Annotated in this window: 17 protein-coding genes and 1 pseudogene; 5 read left to right on the top strand and 13 right to left on the bottom strand. The window is 41.5% G+C overall.

Going from position 1 to position 23284, the window contains the following annotated elements; all coding sequences use genetic code 11:
• Window positions 1-55: 55 nt before the first annotated feature.
• The 12 genes and pseudogenes from C427_RS00870 to C427_RS00815 all read right to left on the bottom strand — a co-directional run bounded on the left by C427_RS00870 (window position 56) and on the right by C427_RS00815 (window position 16097).
• Window positions 56-1072, bottom strand: a complete 1017-nt coding sequence (locus C427_RS00870) for a pirin family protein (RefSeq protein WP_007638165.1) — start codon at window positions 1070-1072, stop codon at window positions 56-58.
• Between the two features lie 119 nt (window positions 1073-1191).
• Complete coding sequence (locus C427_RS00865; RefSeq protein ID WP_007638164.1) at window positions 1192-1884, bottom strand: pirin family protein; 693 nt, start codon at window positions 1882-1884, stop codon at window positions 1192-1194.
• 117 nt (window positions 1885-2001) lie between these two features.
• Window positions 2002-2619, bottom strand: coding sequence for a DUF418 domain-containing protein (locus C427_RS00860; protein ID WP_007638163.1), 618 nt, complete (start codon window positions 2617-2619; stop codon window positions 2002-2004).
• 6 nt (window positions 2620-2625) lie between these two features.
• Window positions 2626-3030, bottom strand: coding sequence for a hypothetical protein (locus C427_RS00855; protein WP_007638162.1), 405 nt, complete (start codon window positions 3028-3030; stop codon window positions 2626-2628).
• 175 nt (window positions 3031-3205) lie between these two features.
• Window positions 3206-3679, bottom strand: coding sequence for a GNAT family N-acetyltransferase (locus C427_RS00850; protein ID WP_015430262.1), 474 nt, complete (start codon window positions 3677-3679; stop codon window positions 3206-3208).
• Between the two features lie 28 nt (window positions 3680-3707).
• A pseudogene (locus C427_RS26855) lies at window positions 3708-3890 on the bottom strand (GntT/GntP/DsdX family permease); the annotation flags it as partial.
• Between the two features lie 208 nt (window positions 3891-4098).
• On the bottom strand, window positions 4099-5658 hold the full coding sequence (locus C427_RS00840; protein ID WP_007638158.1) for a tryptophan halogenase family protein: 1560 nt from the start codon (window positions 5656-5658) through the stop codon (window positions 4099-4101).
• Window positions 5659-5661: 3 nt separating this feature from the next.
• Window positions 5662-7146, bottom strand: coding sequence for a tryptophan halogenase family protein (locus tag C427_RS00835; RefSeq protein WP_007638157.1), 1485 nt, complete (start codon window positions 7144-7146; stop codon window positions 5662-5664).
• 22 nt (window positions 7147-7168) lie between these two features.
• Window positions 7169-8200, bottom strand: coding sequence for a cupin-like domain-containing protein (locus tag C427_RS00830; protein WP_007638156.1), 1032 nt, complete (start codon window positions 8198-8200; stop codon window positions 7169-7171).
• A gap of 25 nt (window positions 8201-8225) precedes the next feature.
• Complete coding sequence (locus tag C427_RS00825; protein ID WP_007638155.1) at window positions 8226-8957, bottom strand: SapC family protein; 732 nt, start codon at window positions 8955-8957, stop codon at window positions 8226-8228.
• A gap of 186 nt (window positions 8958-9143) precedes the next feature.
• Window positions 9144-12239, bottom strand: coding sequence for a TonB-dependent receptor (locus C427_RS00820; protein ID WP_007638154.1), 3096 nt, complete (start codon window positions 12237-12239; stop codon window positions 9144-9146).
• A gap of 846 nt (window positions 12240-13085) precedes the next feature.
• A complete protein-coding gene (locus tag C427_RS00815; RefSeq protein ID WP_007638152.1) occupies window positions 13086-16097 on the bottom strand; it encodes a TonB-dependent receptor in 3012 nt (1003 codons plus the stop codon).
• 313 nt (window positions 16098-16410) lie between these two features.
• On the opposite strand from C427_RS00815, the gene C427_RS00810 reads away from it, so the two are divergent.
• The 4 genes from C427_RS00810 (at window position 16411) to C427_RS00800 (ending at window position 19514) form a co-directional block, all read left to right on the top strand.
• On the top strand, window positions 16411-16983 hold the full coding sequence (locus C427_RS00810; RefSeq protein ID WP_007638151.1) for an RNA polymerase sigma factor: 573 nt from the start codon (window positions 16411-16413) through the stop codon (window positions 16981-16983).
• A gap of 1 nt (window position 16984) precedes the next feature.
• A complete protein-coding gene (locus C427_RS24340; RefSeq protein WP_007638150.1) occupies window positions 16985-17134 on the top strand; it encodes a DUF4880 domain-containing protein in 150 nt (49 codons plus the stop codon).
• A 21-nt stretch (window positions 17135-17155) separates the two neighbouring features.
• Window positions 17156-18028 carry a FecR family protein gene (locus C427_RS00805; RefSeq protein WP_007638149.1) on the top strand — a complete coding sequence of 291 codons (873 nt, stop codon included), beginning with the start codon at window positions 17156-17158 and terminating at the stop codon, window positions 18026-18028.
• Window positions 18029-18113: 85 nt separating this feature from the next.
• Window positions 18114-19514 (top strand): sugar porter family MFS transporter, encoded by a 1401-nt coding sequence (locus C427_RS00800; protein WP_007638147.1) that lies wholly within the window; start codon window positions 18114-18116, stop codon window positions 19512-19514.
• A gap of 94 nt (window positions 19515-19608) precedes the next feature.
• Here the strand turns inward: C427_RS00800 and gorA are convergent, their stop codons facing one another.
• Window positions 19609-20958 (bottom strand): glutathione-disulfide reductase, encoded by a 1350-nt coding sequence (gene gorA, locus C427_RS00795; protein WP_007638145.1) that lies wholly within the window; start codon window positions 20956-20958, stop codon window positions 19609-19611.
• 254 nt (window positions 20959-21212) lie between these two features.
• Between gorA and prlC the strand changes: the two genes are divergently transcribed.
• Window positions 21213-23249: an oligopeptidase A gene (prlC, locus tag C427_RS00790; protein ID WP_007638144.1), complete on the top strand. Its 2037-nt coding sequence runs from the start codon at window positions 21213-21215 to the stop codon at window positions 23247-23249.
• Window positions 23250-23284 lie beyond the last annotated feature (35 nt).

Genomic DNA, 23284 nt, shown 5'->3' with positions numbered 1-23284 from the left:
GCAGTGTCAAAAACGGATGAGATAGCTGATTTAAGTGGGGCTGCAGCATCGTCCATCAAACATCTGGCTCTTCTAGTGTGCCGTCGGCATGTTTTGCAAAACGTCCTTTGGCATCGAAATGCACAGGGGCAGTATTCGGCCAAGGCCAACCACCAAACTGGTCTTTACGGTAATCAGAAAATGCTTGTTGAATTTCCAGTTCGGTATTCATGACAAATGGACCATACCGAGCAACTGGCTCATCAATTGGGCGACCTTGAAGCAATAAAAATTCACATGCTTCATCTCCAGAATGCAATATCACCTCAGCATCTGACATTAGATGTACACCTTGTTGTGTTTTAATCGGCGTTGTTTGAACCGTCGCTACTTGTCCCTTATAAAAATACAGCACACGGTTCAGCCCCGCACTGGAAGCTGGCAAGGTAAATTGAGCATGGCTAGGCATTTTAATATTCCACACCCACACTCCATTTTCCGGATCATTAGCCCAAGATTCTGGTGGGGGTGAAGGTGGTCGATACCCATTGAACTCCCCTGCGATAATTTTAACTGTACTGACCTTTCCTTTGACATCGGCACATTCCACAACGGGGGTATCTTTTCCCCAAAGCATGGCAAAATGTGGTTTTACTATTTTGTTTTTCGCAGGCAGGTTAATCCAAATTTGAAACATCACCAATGGATTACCTTGCTCTTCGTTCACCAATGGGAACATTTCAGAATGCTGAACCCCTTTGCCAGCTGTCATCCACTGCGTATCACCGCCACCGTATCGGCCTGCGGCATTCAATGAATCCGCATGATCAACTACCCCTTCATTAACCACCGTAATGGTTTCAAAACCACGGTGCGGATGAGCAGGAAACCCGGGTACAGTTTCACCATGATACATATTCCAACCATCTACCGAATTAAAATCTTGGCCTATATTGCGTCCGACCAAAGAAGCTTTAGGTCCAGATTTTCCGTTACCTTTTGGGAAATCATCCTTGTGATACACACAAAATAAAAAGGGATCCTGTGTTTGCCAAGGAAAGTCTAGATCAAACACATTAATAACAGACGACATACTTTTTACTCCTATTTAACCTAGTAAGGGTCTCACCAGGCATCCCGAATTATCGAAGGTCCAATCTGTTCGATTAACAGATGTAACCAAAATATCAGAACACATTTAAACTGTCATAGCTAAGGCAGCTCAAAAAATAACGCTTTAACTGCCACGCCGTTTAATGATTCAAAGACCAGCTTTGCTTCATCAGTGATCTTTAATCCATCTCCAGGCCCCATTTCAAAACCATTGACATCTAATTTCCCACTAACTAAATGCACATACTGATAGGGGAACGTGTTAGAAAAATGGGTTGACTGCCCTTTACTTAAAATCAATTGATGCACATGCATATCTTGTTTGACTTGCAAAGTATCGACAGCTCCATTCGGGCTAATAATATGCGTTAACCCTTCATTTTGACCAAAGTCCTTTTGCTGATATCCAGGCGCTTGCCCTTTAATATTGGGCTCAATCCAAATCTGCAAAAATGTTAGTGCTTGTGTATTTGAATGGTTGTATTCGCTATGAGTAATACCACTTCCTGCTGACATTAATTGAACCTCACCCGCTGGCAAGGTTCTGACATTTCCTTGGCTATCTTTATGGGCGATATTACCTTCAAGTACATAGGTGATAATTTCCATGTCTCGGTGACCGTGTGTGCCAAAACCCATACTGGGTTGAACAATATCTTGATTGATCACTCTCAGTTTTGAAAAGCCCATGTGTGCAGGGTCATAATAATTGGCAAAGGAAAAACTATGCCGGCTGTTTAACCAGCCATGGTCTGCGCTTCCGCGCTGTGATGATGGTCTTAAAACGAACATAATGCCTTCCTCTTCTAAGTTGATGAGGAAAGTATACTTGCGATATTAATGAAAAAATAACGCAATAATTAGCTTAGTTAGTTCTACTTTTTAGAACATTTATATTCAAGAAAATGCTTAGCTAGGTATCACTCTAAAAGGCTGGCGGGTTTTATAAGTTAACGAACGCCACAACCATTCCAGCGGTCCAAACTGAAAGTGCTTTAACCACCAGCTAGACAATGGTATTTGTATTAATAGGATCGCAACCGCAATTAACATTTGTGGAGCGCGCGATATCTCGCCATACAAGCCACCAGCATAACCGTAGAATACACTGCTTAAAATTATCGAGTGCATAATATAATTGGTTAACGCCATACGTCCCATCGGGACTAATTTAGCTGACATGTTATGCCACTTAGGTGAATCTAATAGCCTAATCAATAGCCCTAGATAACCAGCGGCCATAAAGAACTGACCTCCATCAAACAACACATTGGCTGCAGCTTGAATAGGCATAATATGTTCAACCGCTGGATGGCCCAAAATGACTAAGCCGCCAACTGTCACAAATAAACCCGCACCAAGACTAATGCGAGCCATATATCCAAAGAGCTTGGGATGTTGCGCGTGCTCTTTGATTGCACCTGACACAACTAGCCAATACCAAAGCAATAATATCGGCAGTAACATAGTCAGTACGAATATTGGAGTAAACAGTAACCACATCATCGATGCTTTTGCTCTAAACACTGTGGCCTACCAATAACTGCCATCCTTAAGGGCCACTATTTCATCAGTCCCGTCTTGGGCCTTCTCTTGTTCAGACTCAAAAATATCTTGTGCCTGCTCTTGAGGTATTGGTTCAATATTTTCTGATTCAACAACCTCTTCTTCATCTGTGCAGGACTCAACTTGCGCAATCTCGGTATTTAGTTCGTCATCTGATGAGACCTCTGACGTATCTTCGGTAGGCTCAACTGATTCGTTGGATGATAACTTTTGAATTTCAGCAGCCTCAGTTTCAAGTTGTAAAACTAACGTTCTCATATCTAATGCACTTATCCTTTGGTCGACCGCAACAGGTATGAGCGGTGAAGGTGTGGCTGTTATCAGTGAAGTTGACTCTGTGTCTTGGTTTTCAGGAAGTGCCTTGTCAGACATGACGGTTCATTATCTATTGACATTAAACGAGATTAAGCCAAGGTTAAAAACGTGTCTAGTTAACAATTTTACAGGCTGTGTTAGCTTATGTTGCAAGATATAAAGGCATATCAAACTGCTATGTTGTGGTGAAAGATAAATTTAAAGTCATTCAACACTTAAAATTTTGGCAGATTCAAGTTTCGATAAAATTGTTGTATAAAATCACCTCGTTTCCTGATGCATATCCACACAACATTGCCGCTCTGGATACGTTTAAAGTTGAGATATATAAATTTTCTGCGTAGTTACCCTCTGTGGTAGTCACCATCACTGCACCTACTTTGTGACCGGTTTCTTCAACCTGCTGTTTGAATTTTTCAAACGTGTCTGCAATTAGTCTACGCCCCAACCCCGCGCCGCTATATTGAGGAGCCACAGCCACTTGTTCGAGCTCAATGATAGTGGCCTCTCTAAATCCATTTTTCACGCACCACAGGATATAGCCGGCAATAACACCTTGCTGTTCTACTACATAATAAACACCGCGGGGGAATGAATTGAACGATGACTTTATCCATAACAAGTGATTACGTTCATTGGGAAAACACTTCGAATATACCTGTGAGATGGAGTCAAGATCGTGTTCAGTAGCGAGTCTAATATTCATGGATTTCCAAATGTGTGTTTATAGTTACTTATAAAAATAGGGGTGTCAGCATACAACTGGCTAACCCTGTCAACGAAATCAAAGTGGTCATGACAGTCCAAGTCTTTAATGTGTCTTTTTCACTGATACCAAGGTAACGACTCACCAACCAAAACCCAGAGTCATTGACGTGTGACAAGATAGTTGCACCTGATGACATCGCAATCACCAATAAATGTTTTTTTGCAATAAATTTGCCAAACGAAGGACCCGCAATAATCATAGCTGAGATCCCCGTTATGGCACCGAACAAGGTAACCCAACCTAAATCAGCCTTCACTCATGCAGCTACACGTAAGGTGATAACAAGAAACAGCAGTAACCCTATCCCTGCTCCTGCCACAAAAAATACAAACTCATATCCATGGTAATACCTTGCCTTACCCTTTCTTTAAACCACTTAAAAATTGTCGATTAGAAGGTAATACACTGAGTAATTTTTCGGTGGTATGCAGGGTTTCATTGCGTAATCGTTTTACCATTGAGGCTTCTTGACGTCCCAAATCACCTTGTTCTCTAGCTGTGTGGTAGCCCATTCCATAGAGCACGTATTGTTTACTGGCAGAGGAAAACAGTTCAAACCTTTGGTTTGTTTCATACAGACCAGGGGCTTGAGTTCGCCATAAGGTCATCGTATCTTGCAAACTTTCAGGGATAGAGTCCGGTTGTTGATGGGCACGCCAATATTCACTGTCTGTGCGGTTTGTGAGTACGTAATGCAACTTCAAAAAGTCGATGATTTCTTGCCACCGCTGCAGCGTGAGCAGATTAAATCTTTTTGCCAGCACCGTCATAGCGCTTCGCTCTCTCGGAAGCTGTTGGCTGATCCATTCGGCTGACTTTTCAATTAATACCAAAGCTGTGGCTTCTAAAGGCTCGACAAAGCCTGCCGAGACACCAATGGCAACACAGTTTTTATGCCAGAACGTTTCTCTGTGGCCTGGGGTAAATTTAATTTTCCGAGGGCTTAACTTCTGTGCGGCGAGAAAGGGATCATTATGCACGTATTTAAGTAACGCCTGTTCTGCTTGCTCAACATCGGTAAAGTCACTAGAAAACACATGCCCAATACCCCGTCTATTTTGCAACGAAATATCCCAAATCCAACCATTTTTCTGTGCTGTTGCCACCGTACACGACGCTATCGGCACCTCATCTGAAGCGTGATCGACCTGCAATGCGAGTGCCGTATCGTTAAACAAAATATTCTGCTTTGATGTAAAGGGGATCTCATAATGTTTACCAATCAGTATGGCAGCAAAACCACTGCAATCTATGAATAAATCACCCTCAACATGTTCCCCCCCAACCAATGCAATCGATGCAATATCCCCATTTTCTGCGGGGAGTACATGCTCCACATGCCCTTGAATGTATTGTACGCCAAGCTTTTCAACACAATGCTGGTGCAGCATTTTTACAAACTTTCCCGCATTTAAGTGGTAGCCATAGTTCAAAGCAAAAGCATATTCAGGCATTTGTGGGGTTTTAGGTGCTAAATTTTGCTTGCAGATAGTGCCCTGCGCGCAAACCCAGCTTTCAAAATCGATGTCTTTAGGCGTCGCTGACCAATGCTCAGCTATACTCACTGCGCCATAACCAACTGGTGCTGTGAATGGGTGGTAATAGTGTTCATTTTCCCCGTCTGACCAACCAACAAATTTGGACGCCTGCTTAAAACTAGCATCGCAACAAGACAGAAATGTGCGTTCAGATATGCCTATTTGGCGCAGGGAATCGCGCATGGTAGGCCAGGTTCCTTCACCTACCCCCAAATTTTTAACGTCAGGGGACTCGACCAGTATCACTTCAGTTTCTTGGGTTAAGGTGTTTTCTGTGCTTTTTCCTGTGCTTTTTTCTAAACAATGTTTTGCAGCAATAATACCGGCGGTTAACCAACCGGCCGTGCCGCCGCCAACAATCACTACCCTCGTTTTCATATCTTACAAATCCTGAGCAGGGCAGTAGCTTTGAATAAAATCACTATGCGCCGGCATTTGCGAAACAGTGTTGTCTATCATATTTCTTAGAGTCATCATCTGTTGCTTCAATCCATCTGCCGGCAAAACACGACCTGCCCCGTGGTGCTGTTTGGGCATTAACCCCTGCCCCATCATGACTTGTACCCATGAATCGACTCGGAACAAACCTACATCGTCAGGCCATGCATAACCATTTTCATGGAACATTGCCATGCGGTGCACCAGAGAGTCAGGCACTTCCATACTTCGATAATGATCCCAAAATGCACTGTCATTACGTTGGGTCTGGTGATAATGCAAAATCACAAAATCACGAACAGTCTCAAGTTCTAGCTGAGTCTCACGGTTAAATTGTTCTGCCAGCATGGTGGTATTGCCGCCAAAAGGAAACAACTTCATGAGTCGAAGTATTGCAGTGGTGACAAGATGAATACTGGTTGATTCTAATGGTTCTAAAAATCCGCTAGAAAGTCCAATGGCAATACAGTTCTTATGCCACGCTTTTTTTCGCCTGCCCGTTTTAAAACGAAGTTGCCGTGGCTCAGTAATAGTTTCGCCGCTTAGGTTAGCCAATAACGTGCCTGTCGCTTCATCATCAGACAGGAACTGACTGGCGTAAACAATGCCATTACCCACTCGGTTTTGCAGAGGAATACGCCATTGCCACCCCGCTGAATGGGCGATAGAACGAGTATAAGGACGAGGTGCTTCTACTGCTTGGGTTTGCACCGCAATGGCACTATCAGCAGCCAGCCAATGACTCCAGTCTTCATACCCGACATCCAAATTATCGCCAATTAGCGATGCTCGAAAGCCAGTACAGTCAATAAACACATCGCCTGATACTGGTTCACCACCTTCTAATACAAGTGATGAAATATTACCTGCTTGGTCATTTTGTACTTGTTTGATACGACCTTCTATACGTTTGACACCGGCTTTTTCACTTTTTCCCCGTAAATAGGCAGCGTAAGCTGTGGCATTCATATGATAAGCAAAGTTAACCGGTTTCTTGCCAGCCATAGTGGAAAATTTATTGGCTTTAGCGGCTTTTAATTCGAGACAATAATCATCCAAACTACCGCCAAAACCCTGAGCTTTAGCTTCCATCCAGAATTCATGAAATTCAGCCATCCAGGCACGTTTACCTATCTCGCCGAAAGAGTGGAAGAAACTGTCACCTTGCTGCCCCCAATTATCAAACTGTATCCCCAATTTAAAGGTTGCCTGAGTGGCAGCCATAAACTCTTTTTCATCAATACCGATTAAGCCATGAAATGTGCGAATGGTAGGAATGGTGGCTTCTCCCACTCCCACTGTGCCAATTTGGTCGGACTCAACTAGAGTAATGTCCAGTAGCTTACCGAGACGAGTGACTAGGCTATATGCCGTCAGCCAACCGGCCGTTCCGCCCCCAGCTACTATGACTTTGGTTTTTGCATTCATGTTTATATTTTGTCTCTTCTGTTCAGCGGTTTAGATTGTTGCGCAACATTGCGCGCAAACGCCTACTTAAGTTATCGTCCATGGTTGCCAATGCCCCATGACTCTCAGCCGGTAAATGGGCTCGGACCTGATCAGGATCAGAAAAAATGTAGTAATCGAATAACGCTCTCCACGCTTCCCTTTCCTTAGCTGGACGATCTCTTACGCTCATCATGGCATGCATCAACACATCCATGGGATTACCTAAATAAGGTGCTGCTGTCATCCACCAAAAATTTACCATGGCATTGAAGCGATCAAAGGCCTCGACTTCGTGCCACCACATACTGGGGTAATATAGGCCGTCCCCTGGTTCTAGGTCTGCAATATAGGCATTTTCAAGGGCAGTTTTTAATCGTGGAAAACGAGTAAAATCAGGTTTACTGAGATCTGCCAAGGTCACCACTTGCCCACCAGGTGTAGGAGTCAAAGGTCCGGGGTATAAATTGTCTACTTGATCAGGTGCAAACAAAGTAAAACGACGTTTACCTAATACACAACAAGCGATATTTTTGGGCTGATCAAAATGGGCTGCAGCAACAGATTCTGTGCCCAGCCAGATTTTGGCAATAGGTTGATTATGTTCAAATTCGGGGTGTTTAAATGCGAGGCTATTGCTTGCATATAATGGGGGAAAACCTTCATCAAACCTAAGTGAATTGATATACAGGTATTCATGCTGTTCCTGATCCAATTGACTGCGTATGGTATTAAATACCTCAGGAATAGTAGTTCGCTCACTGGAATAGTTAAAACCAGTACAAAACTTGTCATAGCCGAAACGTGCTTTTATTTCTGGAGAACCTTTGTAAACTAACATTGGACGTTGACTATAATTCAACTCCAGTTGTTCCATTACATTGTTGGATGATTGTTGCCCAGCCTTAACTAATGGCCAGTCTTTCACCAGCCCCTTTAAAATCACAGGTTGTTCCTGTGCAAATAGCTCATCAAATGGAATGCAATCTGGCCTTATGCCTTCCATTACTGTTACTTTGTTTTGTTTTTTTATCACGCAGGCGGTGCCTTATTTCGAAGAGTTAAAACATTGCCGACTTTGCATTTTTAAGAGCGATTAGCTGTTGGAAATTACCCATTGATGAGAGTACAAAATACAACAAACTTAACACACCATATTGGTTTAGTTTACTTAGGTTTTCACCAGTCAAATTGGCCAATTTCTGTTGGTTGATTGTGTAATAATCACTGAAATTGATTTCTTCTACATTGCTGAGTTTGATTTGAATCGACACGGGCTCCAATAGGTCCATTGACTCAACCAGAGTAAACAGCGTTTTATCAAACTGGATGCCGCTATCAATGGTTTGTAATGCTTTTTTGACATACTCCAGGTAAGGCGCTTCCCCACCAAATTGCAGAAAAATATCTTCACCCAGCTCAGTATTAACACGGGGGTCGTCCATATCAATACAAATAACCGGATCGGCTGGCGTCTCGCCTTCTTCTTGGGATTTTTTATAACCTAAACTAAACGGGCCTCTGGCCAAAAGAGCAGGCACAAATCGAGTAATCCAACCACTTTCACCCATAAATAAATTTTCGTCTTTTTCAAGGCCAAGAATGGCATGCAATTGCAGCTGTTCTGTGTCCGTGTGTTTGTAAAATACTAATGGAAATTCTTTGTGAAGTTCGCTTATCTCTGTCGCATGTACTAAAGAACGGTTAACTTGCTGGGTATTATTAGATTCAGGTCGTGTATCAACCTTTAAATTTTTATGATCAACATTATTTAAGACGGTTGCTTTACTCATAGCGTAGTTCGCTTTACTGGTTGTTTTATAAAATTGCGCTTGTTATCCATACTAGCATTGCCATAAATAGCGGCGCAACGAATAGAGTGAAACACAAGGTGCGTGTTTCACTCTTTGATGATGTAATTTTTTACACTAATAAACACCCCAGGTCAGAAAACCTGACTAGGGGAAAACCTTAAGTGCTTAGAAGCTGTAACTTGCACTTAATACCATGCGTCTATCCGCTTCTTGAACAAAGAAAATATTATTCTTACTACGACCAAACTTACGCTGGCCTTCTTCCAATAAGTTAATAATATCTAAACTCACAGATAAGTCCTCGTTCACTTGATAGCCGACGTTAATATCAACTTGCTCAGTTTCAGAGACATAGACTGGGTTACGCGGACCTTTACCACGGTTAGTGGTGCTTAAGAATTCATCTCGCCAGTTATAGGCAATACGCGTTGAAAATCCTTCTTTTTCGTAGATTAGAACCAAGTTAGCCGTGTCACTTAAACCTTCCAATGCAAATTGGTCAACACTGATAGCACCGCCATTATCAAAGCCAATATCACCATTAACGGTAGTGTAGTTTACTTGATAACCAAAACCTGTTTCACCAAAGAAATGTTGCCATGCAAACTCAAAACCATCTATTACAGCACTTTTATCATTAACAGGACCGGTCACCTGAAATTGTAATAATGGATCACCTGCAACTGCAAACACATCATAAGCAGCAAACACTTGACCTTCAAATGTTGGATTAACTACAGGATCTTGGAAGTCTGCTGCGCCATTAGGAAAGTCCGCTGGGTTTTGCAAAACGGCTGACATGGTAAACATGTTAACTTCGGAAATGTCATAACCTCCGGCAGTCAATGCTGCTATTGCATCACCTGAGATTGTTCCAGGGGCACCTGAAGTGGCATCTAACAAACCAAACAATGATTTCTCAGATTGTGCAATGCCAACAAAGTTTTTGACGTCTTTTCTATAATAGCCGATTGAAATCATGCTTGAGTCGGTATAGTAATACTCTAGAGATAAGTCGATGTTAGAAGACTCAAGCGGATCTAGTTGTGCATTACCTGATGAACCTGTTGCTACACCACCCAATGACGTTATGCGTGGTGGTGGTGAGAATGAAGTTGATTGGAACAATTGCTCATAAGAAGGGCGAGCTAACGTTTTACTAAAAGAAGCACGAGCCTTGATTTCATCATTCACATCAAGGGCTAAATCGAGACTAGGTAAAAAATTAGAGTAGTCATTTTTGTCCGAGATAGTGTCTACTGACGCACCTAATACGGGTAAAAAGTCGTTATCAGCTTCCCAAATTATTTCTGTAGGTATAAATTGAATCGATGATGATGTCACATCAGTTTGCTCATAACGTAAACCAGCAACAATGTTTAAAGGCATGTCACCAATTTCATAATCCATAACAGCTTGAACATATACAGAAAGAATCTCTTCTTCAACCGTATTATCATCATCAGTATTGATTGAGCGACCCGCTAAAGATACGTCATAAAGAGGACCCACTGCGTTTAGTAGAGCAAGGGGATCACCACTGAAGGAAACACTACCTAAAGGTATGGTTGTTCCACCTGGTGAATTAGCATCAGCCCCATCAACACCCGATATATCATGATCTTCAAATGCACAAGCAGTACAGCTTTGGTCGAATAAACCCTCTGGGATATCACCAGGTGCTGTTACACCCCAATCGCCTAAGGCGTCAGTTGAAGCTTGACGTGTTTGTCTCATTTCAGTTGAAAGATACCCCACACCAAAATCAACTGTTACCTCATCGCCTATCCATTGACCTTCAAAACGGATTTGGTCAACTGTAGTTTTTTGATTAGACTTATCTGTTTGAGTGACTTGTGAACCCACATCAGCCTTATCAAAAACTCCATTACCGTTACCACCCTTTATACTATCTTCAACTAATATGCTTGCTGCAGGGATACGTTGAGTAAAGTCAACTGTTTGCCAACCAGCAGTTGCACCAGCCATATTAAAGCGAATAACGTTAAGCCCATCAGGACCAGCGCCGCCACTAGTGGCTTCTGATGATGCAACATCAAAGCTTAGGCTTAGGTCGTTATTGACGTTATACTCAGCATTAAAACCAAAAGATTTTAATTCATCTTTGGTTGCTAATGCTAAATTTTGAAAGAAAAAGTCTTTACCTATAACTGCGTTATTTGCGCCACCCGTTTCAGAAAATTTAACTGGCGTAGACACGACCGGATTGCCATCAAATTCAACAGAACTGAACTGCCTTGCAAACCAGATACCATCAATAAGTGATGTTGATTCTTTCTCATTTGTTGCATAAGTAGCATCAGCAGTTAAGATTAAATCTTGCGTAGGTGCAAATTGCACCGTTAGCATGGCATTTGTACGTTCACGATTATCTTGGTTAGTACCTAAACCAATATTACTAGGTATAGATAGAATTTGACCAATATTAGGTTCATTCACTACTGTGGCACCAGGTATGGTAAGAGAATCCAAATCTGCTGCACCATTATATGTGCGCAATTCATACACTTCAGTACTCATATGACGACTACCAGAGTCGCGCTCTTGAAATGAACCGAATAGTGACACACCAAACGTTGAGTCATCATTCACCCAATTAGTGACGCCACTCAACTCTGGGGTGACACCATCACCACTTTCATCTTTAACTGCTTTTATACCAACAGAACTGGTATTTTTACCCACCACTAAAGGTTTTAGAGTATTAATGTTGATAGTTGCACCAAGACCACCAGAACTTATTCCAGCACGCCCTGTTTTATATACTTCTATTCCACTGACACCTTCTGAAGCAAGATTTGAAAAATCAAAAGAACGACTAGTGCCTGCTGCTCCTTTATCTTGAGGGTTACCAGTGATGCTACCAACGTTGGCTGCTGGCATTTGACGACCATTGAGGGTGACCAAATTGAAGTTACCTCCAAAACCACGAACGGTGACTTCTGAACCTTCACCGTTAACACGGTTGATAGATACGCCTGTAATACGTTGCAAAGACTCGGCTAAATTAGTATCAGGGAATTTACCCATGTCTACAGAAGAAATAGCGTCAACAACACCTGCAGATTGACGTTTAATATCCATTGACTGAGATAGACTGCCACGAACGCCCTTAACTTGGATCACTTCGGTATTATCTACTTCTTGCGCCACAGCGGGTAAAACTACTGCTGTGCCAAGCATGATCCCGATAGTTTGTGTTAATAACGACTTTTTAAATATTTTATGTGTTTTCATCATATTATTGTGCCTATGTGTGTTTTAGTATTAAGTTAAAAACAAAATGTTTACACCATGTTAAATATCTATTTGGCTTAATTTACAATTTTTTTACATGGCTGTATTTGATAGACGATTGGCTATCGTTTTTCCTCCAGTCAATCTACATTTTGGGCAATACATAATTCATCAGTTGTCTTTTAATAAACGCATTATCAGCCAAAAAATGTCTGTCTGTGCAGCAGGGTTTTGATATTAATTTTTGCCTTCTGCGCTCAAATTAGAACATGAGAATGTTAACTTTGAACAGTCTATGTAAATTAACTGTAAAATAAATGTTTATTGTTTTGCTTGTGGTGACATCTGTCAAACTATTGGTTTAATTGGATTTTATTATTTTTTAAATAATAAAATGTAACAATTTCAATATTAAAAACGCCGATATTGTTGTACACAGAACCGATTTTGACGTAATGTTAATTTTCGTCACATCATTGTAAGCGCCGAATTTATTGCATTTCAAACCGATTTTAATGCACTATTAATATTTGCAATGCCCTGAGCGATGACATTACAAAAAATTAATCTCTTGAGGCCTTGTCAGTTATACCGATTTTTCGTACAAAATAATGGAGGGCTATTTTAAAAAAATAAAAATGGAGAGTTGTATTGCTGTGCAGCGGCTTTTATTGGTGATGTGCGAACTATAGCTGGCGTTCTACGAAGTATAATTAATGTAGTTGCTCGTCAATAGGCGATGGATACGAAGGCTGTCATTTGTTTCATTCCGGGTTCAACTGGCAATGGTCTATTACTTCATACCCCAAGGTTGTTTTACTATAAATATATTCTATATTTATCTCGAAATTAAAAACTACCGCGTAAACCTAAAGAATAACGTGCACCTGGCTGTTGGGCTAAAAGCAGTTGATTGGGATAACGTCCATGTTTAAGCACATTTTCTTCAGTAATATTTACCCCTTCAATAAACACTGAAACGTTGTCATTAATTGCATAACTAGCACTTACGTCAAATTGTTGGTAGCTGCGCACGTAAGTTGGCTCAGGCCCTTGTATTTGCACCAAAGATTGCAAAAATCCATCACGATGATTCCATGCTAGCCTAATTTTACCGGGGCCTTTTTCATAGTAAACGATCAAATTTTGTGAGTCACTAAGGCCGGTGAGGGCAAATTTCTGTGAAATATCTGTGGGATCTAGTTTTGCGTTACTATCGACCAGTGTCATATTTGCCACCACCCCAAGGCCACTGTCAAAGTCATGCTGAATCGCAAACTCAAATCCGCTTACTGTTGCCGTTTGACCGTTTATAGGTGTAGTTAAATCAAATTCGGCTAGCGTGTCTTCACTATCTGGGGCTCGAGAGTCTGCCCCTGTGCTTGGGTCAGTAACATCATTTATTGTGGTTTGTATTACTGTGCTTACAATGAAGTTGCTCACTTTCTTTTTGAAATAACTAGCAGATAGATAACTCAATGGTTGGTAATACCATTCAAGGGTCACATCGAAGTTGGTAGATTCAAATGGCTTAAGATCTGGGTTACCCGAACTAGCCCGCAAATCGCCGCCTTGACGAGTTGTAGTTAATACCAAACTCGGCGACAACTGCCCCATAGTGGGCCGAGTTAAGGATCGAGATACACCGAGTCTTGCAATGATATTATCTTGCCAATCTGCTTTTATCGAGACACTGGGTAACCAGTTATCATAAGATGCAGACTTGGAGATAACACGACCCGGAGAGTTAAGTTGACCTATTTCGGTTTGGTCAAGGATGGTCAGGGCTAACAAGTCCGACTCAAAGCCCGTAACCACGGTATCAGTGTTTTCATAACGCACCCCGTATTGTGAGGATAATTCAATATTAAGCCATTGGGATCTCTGCTGCCCTTGAATGTAAGCTGAGGAGATGTTCTCAGTAACAGTGAAAGAATTATTTCGTATCACTGCATCGAAATTAATATCGCTGGCAGACTCCAGAAAGTTAAAGAGGGTTTCACCATCATGTCTTAACCAACGGGTTGGCAAATTTTCACTGCCGCTGACACTACTTAGAAAATCACTACCCGCATCAAATACTGTTTGAAATCCATCTGGAAGGTCGGGCTCTGGGAAATAACCACAAAACGAACAATGCACTGCATTTTTTTCATTATCCCAGCGTTCGTTGCGTTTTGATTGCGTTGAATACATCAGGCCAAACTTAATATCTATATTAGAAACAAGCCCATCGAAAAGTGTAATATCAGTTTTTAGTTGGTCAAATTTATCTTCTATATTCCATCCACGACGCATCATCACGTGTGCTCTACCATTGATTGGATCTAAATAATCTGATATGCCAGTGACATCTCCTAAAGCATCAACAATGGTTGGATCTGATGATTCGAAGCCCGTTATATGCGGAAGAATATTACCTTCTGATATGGAAAAAGAAGACCGGTTGAGGTAACCAATTAAAGTCAAAGCATTCCCTGCACCTATCCTATCTTTGGTACTGGCCTTAGAACTAGACACATCAAACTCCAGCAACACTTTTGGAGAGGCCTGCCAATGACTATTGAAACCTAATGCGCTAATACTAGAAGGCCTGTCGAATGTGCGAGCATGAAAGTCTGTAGCGTGACCTACATTCTGAGAAAACGCTATCGCAGTACCGTTTTCATCAGTCACAACATCTTCTAAATTACTGGATGTAAACCAATGCCCCAGGGATGTTGAATCAGTTTTCACATTAAAATCTGATTGTAAATAATCTAGACTAACATCCAGATTTGGTGTTGCCTTATATTGTAAAACCAAGGTACCACCAGTTCGAGTGCGTTGATCAAACCGAACACGTTGATCATAGTTTCTCGGGACAAAAATGGTGTCAGCCGTGGACAATATCTGCTCGGTCGGAATGTCAGTATTTAACAACCAGCCGTCTGTTTGCACTTCGTTGATACGTGCCTTGCGCGTTTGGTGTGATAGGGAGACTAACCATCCCAACTTGTCATTACTGTGGCTAAAAAAAATAGTACCTTGAGGCGTTGCTTTTTGACTGTTATTGTCAAATGTGGCTTTGACACTGCCGGCTATCTTAAAATCCTTGGATGCCATGGGTCTTGCAGTTTTTATATTAATGACTGAACCAATCCCCCCCGAAGGTTGGGATGCAGAGAACGTTTTGTCTACCGTCACCGAGGTCACCAGTTCTGACGCGATGGTGTCAAAACTAAATTCGCGCCCTTGGTTATCCGTCGCTAACCTACGTCCATTACTCAAAACCGTATTAAATTGTGGGCCTAGGCCTCGCACTGTAACAAATTGCCCCTCACCTTCAGAACGGTCAATCGAAACCCCCGTTATTCTTTGTAATGACTCGGCCAAATTAAGGTCTGGAAACTTACCAATTTCTTCAGATTGTATTGATTCAGAGACGCCTATTGATTCTTGCTTAATGTCCAATGCCCAATCCATACTGCTACGAATTCCGCGGACTTCGATCAGTTCAACATATGAAGGTTCTTCAGGAAAAGTCACAATTTTATCGCCGTTACCTATAAGTAAATCGACTATTTCCTGCAATAATGATTTGTCTTCAAGCAAGGTATCGCGAATAGAGATGCGTTTGATAGTCACCACCCCATCCCGTTCAAAAGAAGCAGCCAATCCCGTATTTTCAAGGAGCTTGCACATTCCCTGTTCGATAGTGAAGCTGCCTTTTAAAGCATTCGCCTGACGAGATTGCACTTTTTCATAAGGAAAGATGATAGTGAGGTCAGCTTGTTTAGCAAATTCGATTAACGAAACATCGGCAGAGCTGGCGTCAAGATTAAAATCCTGAAAGATTTGTTTAGGTTGTGCCCATAGCATCGGACTCAACAAACAGAGAACCACGCAGCAACTAATATTTTTTAGTTTAGTCTTGAGTATCACTGTATTGGGTAGGTTCTTACATTTCATATATTAAACAATACGTTATGTACGTATTTATTGAGGGTATTTCTAGATTAAAATAGTCTAAAACGTTAACATAGATTCACAAAAAATTTACACTTAATTTCTATCTTTGGAGCAAATTTTACATCATTGAATGAGAAAAAGTATTATTCAACTGGCGGAATAATGGTTGGTAATCGTCTAATACACAGAGCAATCTCAATATAGGCAAGCATAGCGTATAAAAATGCAAACAAAATCAGCATCGCATACATCTTGGCATCCCATTTTTATGGCTGCAAGGGACAGCATGGCACGTATGGTGTCACGCATAGTTCCCCCTAAAGAAATTGAAGATATAGTTCAAGAAACATACGTGCGAATTTGTCAAATGGATAAACGCGAGTCTGTTGAACAACCCAAGTCGTTTCTAATGAAAACAGCAAGGAATTTAGCATACGATCACCTGAAAAAAGCAGAAACACGACTAGCCGATGGAGTGGAAACTGATTCTGATTTTGATGTCGAAGCGCTGGTACATGATGAAGTGTATGAAAGTATCGCAAGTAGCGAAGAATTTGCCCATTTTTCTGAGGCTGTTCGTCAACTCCCAGTTCAATGCAGACGGGTTTTTGTATTAAAAAAAGTATATGGATATTCTCAGAAAGAAATAGCGAAAGAAATGAAGTTAAGTGAGAGCACGATAGAAAAACATATCGCAATAGGGTTTAAACGATGTGCCAGTTATATGCTGGAATTCGGTCAAACAGATGTGAGAACAAGTCAGTCTGGATCTACAGCAAATATCAAGGGGGTCTAAAATGAGTAATGTAATTGAATTGAATAAAGACCCTATGGATGAGGCGAGCTTATGGATTACTCGATTAGACAGGGGTTTATCTGAACAAGAACAGGTTGCTCTAAAAGTCTGGTTACAGGCTTCTCAAACTCATGTCGACACCTTCATGTAGTTAGTAAAATTATGGGACAAAATGGAGTCACTGTCTCAGCTCAGTGAATTATTTCCTCACAAACCTCAACGTTTACCCAGCAACAAAATATCTATTTTTGCATGGGCTGCGAGTTTCATTTTTGCATCGCTCATTTCTGTGAGCTTATGGCTAAATGCAGATATTTTACTTGGACAAAACACAATACAAGTTGTGCAGTTCAATAGCGACTATGAAACTAAAATTGGTGAGCAATCCACTTTCTTTTTACAGGATAAGACCAGAATAAAATTAAACACTAACAGCTTAGTCAGAGTGACTTACACCGACAAGCAGCGTGTGTTCGAATTATTACGGGGGGAAATGCATGTGGTAGTGGCCCATAACAAGCGTAAACCCTTAAGTGTGTATGCCGGCACCAGTATCATCCAAGCGGTAGGTACTTCTTTTAATGTCGAACTTGGCAGTCAACAAGTTGAATTGATTGTGACTGATGGAAAGGTCTTAGTATCAGATATAAACAGCCAGACTGTGGAGCCTCTCAAACTAAAAAATGTGTATTTATCTCCTAAATCATTTGCCGTCAACAAAGGACAAAAAGCTCAACTCAAGGCAAGTAATACCAGCATCATTGGTAGTGATAAAGGAAAACTTGCCTCTGATTTAGCTTGGCAACAAGGCAACCTGATTTTTCGTGGTGAAAGTCTGTTTGATGCCATGCAAGAAGTGTCTCGTTACACCAACTATCAGTTTGATTTTGGCGATGAAGATACTAAGAGTCTCCAGATTGCTGGACTCTTCAAAACGTCTGACATCAGTGGCTTATTAGCCGCTTTGGAAAGTAACTTTAATGTGGTCTTCAAAAAAATGAGTTCCAACAAGATAAGACTGAGTAAAAAGCCCCTGACCGAGTAAATCGAATCCCCCATTCTATGTGTCGAGTAACAGCCAAGTGTTGTTGCATGGCATTCTATAAACCCTAGAAAAGTGAAATTCAAAGATGAACAACCCTTCTCAAAAAGAAAACCTACTTTTTATTATTATTATAAGTACGGTAGCCACCATTGGCGGATTTTTATTCGGCTTTGACAGTGGCGTCATAAATGGCACAGTCGATGGACTGACAAAAACGTTTGAATCAGAATCTATCGGTCAAGGATTCAATGTCGCCAGTATGTTATTGGGCTGCGCGGTAGGTGCATTTGCCGCTGGTACATTAGCCGATTGGCTTGGCCGCAAAGGTTTACTTATTATTGCTGCAGTGTTTTTCATCTTTAGTGCTTGGGGCTCTGGGATCGCACAAAGCTCTGCAGAGTTTATTTTCTATCGCATTGTTGGCGGTCTTGCCGTTGGTGCTGCTTCTGTGATGGCCCCCGCATATATAGCCGAAATCGCGCCTCCCAGAATGCGCGGTCGACTCGCCACTATTCAGCAAATAGCCATAATATTTGGCTTATTTTGCTCATTTATCAGCAACTATCTACTGGCTAATGCAGCTGGCGGCTCTACAGAAGTTTTTTGGCTTGATTATCAAACTTGGCGTTGGATGTTTTGGGTTGAACTTGTGCCGGCAGTCATTTTCTTTTTATCTTTATTGACCATCCCAGAAAGCCCACGCTTTTTAGTGATAAAAGGTAAACGCCAAAAAGCATTAGACACACTTACAAAACTTTATGGGGCTAACCAAGCAAAGTTCACATTGAGCGATATTGAACAATCTATTGCATCAGAAAGCCATCAACCCAAATTATCTGACTTAGTATCAGGTGGAAAAGTCAGGACCATTGTTTGGGTGGGAATCGGTTTGGCCATGTTTCAGCAATTAGTTGGCATTAATGTGGTGTTTTATTATGGTGCGGTATTATGGCAAGCCGTAGGATTTTCTGAATCTGACTCTCTGATGATCAATGTGATTGTTGGTGCTGTGAGTATTATTGCTTGCATCATAACCATTAGCTTGATCGACAAGCTTGGAAGGCGTCCATTTTTGATCTTCGGTTCAATAGGCATGAGTATTACCTTGCTAACTCTTGTCTGGGTGTTCGCCAATGCAGATGTAGCGGAAAATGGTAATCTAATATTAGGTGAAAACGGCACTTTAGCTTTGGTCGCAGCCAATGCCTATGTGTTTTTCTTTAACTTGTCATGGGGTCCCGTTATGTGGGTATTGCTGGGTGAAATGTTCCCCAATCAAATACGTGGCTCGGGTTTGGCTGTAGCAGGATTTGCTCAGTGGATAGCTAATTTTGCGATTACTATGATGTTCCCAGTTATGCTGACTACCATAGGGTTGGCCAGTGCTTATGGATTTTATGCGTTGTGCGCGTTGTTATCAGTGATCTTCGTTATAAAAATGGTCAAGGAAACAAAAGGCAAAACCTTGGAGAGTATGCAAGGTTAGATAGAATTGAAAAAGCCTGAAAATACCGCAACAATATTTTCAGGCTCCTCTTTATTTACTCACATTAAAGCTTTTAAGATACAAAACTCTGCCCCTAATTTAGAGTCACAAACTCCTCACCAGAAGTAGGATGTATCGCTACACAAGAATCAAAATCAGCTTTAGTGGCACCCATTTTCATAGCCACACCAAAGCCTTGGAGTATTTCATCCATGCCTGCGCCTATGCCATGCAAGCCAACTACTTTTTGCTCTTCGCCTGCACAAATCAACTTCATACGAGTCATTTGACGGTGCTTAGTAACGGCTGTATACATTGCAGCAAAACCTGAATTATACACAGTGATGTTATCTTCACCGTATTGCTCATTAGCTTCTGCTTCAGTCAAACCAATGGTGCCGATAGGTGGATGGCTGAAAACGACGGTTGGAATTAAACTGTAGTCCATATGAGCGTCTGTTTGGCCATTAAATAAACGTTCAGACAACAAACGGCCAGATTTCACTGCTACTGGGGTGAGTTCAACATAACCGATGTTATCGCCCACTGCATAAATACCATCGACGTTGCTATTTTGGAATTTATCGACTTTAACGTATCCACCTTCGTTTAATTCAACGCCGGTATTTTCCAAGCCAATTTTATCGTTTGCTGGCTCACGGCCAATAGCCCAAAGCACACAATCAGTTTCGATTGATTCACCGTTTGCAAATTCGATGGTTAAAGAGCCATCTGCATTTTTGATCACTTGAGTGGGTGTGGCGTGGGTATGCAACGTAGGACCATCTTGAGCCATAAGCTCCACCAAGGTCTCTGACAACATAGTATCAAAGCCACGAAGTGGGGCATGTTTACGCACCACTAAATCAGTTTTTGTACCTAATGCGTGCAATACACCAGCCAGCTCTACAGCGATATAACCCGCGCCAACCACAACTGCACGTTTCGGCTGCTCTATTAGGTCGAAGAAACCATCAGAATCAATGCCTAGTTCGGAGCCAGTAATGTTAGGAAAAATAGGACGACCACCTGTGGCGATAAGAATATGCTTAGCGGTATACTGCTTACCATTCACTTCGATGGTGTTTTTATCAACAAATTTCGCAAAACCATTGATAAGTGTCACACCATTTTTTTCAAAACCACTACCGTAACTTGCATGAATACGCTTAATGTAAGCTTCACGGCTATTGACTAACGTTTGCCAACTGAAGTTGTTCACGGTGACATCAAAACCATAATCAGGTGCATAAAGATTAATTGCCTCGGCAACATGTGCGCCAAACCACATCACTTTTTTCGGTACGCAGCCCACGTTGACACAAGTGCCGCCAATTGCGTTAGCTTCTACCAATGCTACTTTCTTACCATGTTTAGCCGCGCGGTTTGCCGATGCAATACCGCCACTGCCACCACCAATACATATATAATCAAAATCTGCCATGAGTCTGCCTAGTTAAAATATTCAGTTAAAGATAATCGCTCGAAGATAATGCTTATCAGACAAAAATAACACTGCAATTTTTCAATTGAGTCAATCTATCTACTCGATACGTGTTGTGAATGCAAAAAGAACCTAGTTATTATGATTAAATTACATCGCGGCTAAAATTATCTGCTGGAACCGCCGGTCGACTCTTGAGATTTGCTTAATGCAACCCAATTTCTTTGTTATACCCTAGCAGAGAAGAATACTTTATGACCAATCCAATTACTGATCTATCTAGCTTACCGCAATTCTCAGCTATTAAATCTGAGCATATTCAACCTGCTATCGAAGAGGCCATCAAGGCCTGCAAAACTATAATTACTGAAGTGCTGAATTCAGGTCAATATAGTTGGGATGGCCTAGTGGCACCCATTGAAGAAATAGACGACGAACTGAGCCGCAAATGGTCTCCGGTTTCACACATGAACTCTGTGGTTAGCAATGATGAATTGCGCGAAGCACATGATGCTTGTTTGCCTGCATTATCTGAATATGGCACTTGGGTAGGTCAAAACACCAAGCTTTATAACGCCTATTGCAAAATTAAAGCTAGCACTGAATTTTCTGACTTGTCAGAAGCACAACAAAAAGTGATTACCCAAGCTATCCGCGACTTCAAATTGTCAGGTGTAGCTTTAGATGATAACAAAAAAGCCCGTTATGCAGAGGTGAAAAGTCGCTTGTCTGACTTAGGCTCGACCTTCAGTAATAATGTGATGGACGCCACTTTAGGTTGGCAAAAACATATTACTGACCAAGCTGAATTATCTGGATTACCCGAATCTGCACTAGGTGCAGCTAAACAATTAGCCGAAAGCAAAGAGCTAGAAGGTTGGTTGTTTACTTTGGACATCCCAAGCTATTTACCAATTATGACCCACGCCAGTAGTAGTGAGTTACGTGAAGAAATGTATCGTGCTTATACGTCACGAGCGTCTGACCAAGGACCCAATGCTGGTAAATGGGATAATACAGAAATTATTAATGAAACCTTAACCTTACGCCAAGAGCTAGCGCAGTTATTAGGCTTTAAACATTTTGCAGATTATTCACTTACCAGTAAAATGGCTAATTCTGGTGAACAAGTAAATGGTTTCTTACAAGATTTAGCCAAGCGCTCCAAACCCCAAGCGCAACAAGATATTGATACACTGACAGCTTTTGCCAACGAACACTATCAAGCAGCTGAATTGCAAGCTTGGGATTTTGCTTATTATAGCGAAAAACTGAAAGAGCAAACTTATAAAATCTCTGATGAACAATTACGCCCTTATTTTCCCGAAAACAAGGTAGTAAAAGGATTATTTGAAGTGGTGTCCCGTTTATACAACTTGACAATTACTGCCCGTAGCGATGTTGAAACTTGGCACAAAGATGTACGTTTTTACGATATTCATGACCAAACAGGCGAGCTTCGTGGTAGTTTCTATTTAGATTTATTTGCCCGTGAGAAAAAGCGCGGCGGTGCTTGGATGGACGAATGCCAAGTACGCAGACAAAAAGTAGATGGCAGTCAACAATATCCAGTGGCTTATCTAACCTGTAATTTTAATGGTCCAGTAGGCGACAATCTTGCATTATTTACCCACGATGAAGTGGTCACTCTATTCCATGAATTTGGCCATGGTCTACACCATATGTTAACCAAAATAAACGTAGGTGGTGTATCAGGCATCAACGGCGTTGCTTGGGATGCAGTAGAACTACCCAGTCAATTTTTAGAAAATTGGTGCTGGGAACCAGAAGCCTTGAACTTTATTTCTGGGCACTTCGAAACAGGCAAAACACTGCCTCAAACGTTGTTAGACAACATGTTAGCTGCACGAAACTTTCAATCAGCCATGCAAATGCTTAGGCAGTTAGAATTCAGTCTGTTTGATTTTAGCCTGCACGAAAATTTTGTTGCCGGAAAAACGAATGTACAACAATTTTTAAACCAAGTGCGCGAACAAGTAGCGGTGCTTATCCCACCTAGTTTTAATCGTTTTCAAAATAGTTTTGGACATATTTTTGCAGGTGGATACGCAGCGGGTTATTACAGTTATAAATGGGCTGAAGTGCTGTCATCCGATGCATTTAGCCGGTTTGAAGAAGAGGGTATTTTTAATCAACAAACAGGCAGTGACTTCTTGACTAACATCTTAGAGATGGGTGGAAGTAAAGAGCCCATGGAAATGTTTGTGGCTTTCAGAGGACGCGAGCCAGAAATTGATGCTTTATTACGCCATTCAGGAATTGCAGCTTAATTTACTCGTTACTATTGAATCTGTTGCGGCTTTGT

The sequence above is a fragment of the Paraglaciecola psychrophila 170 genome (assembly GCF_000347635.1).
Classification (GTDB): Bacteria; Pseudomonadota; Gammaproteobacteria; order Enterobacterales; family Alteromonadaceae; genus Paraglaciecola; species Paraglaciecola psychrophila.
This window is presented reverse-complemented; position numbering and strand designations above follow the sequence as displayed.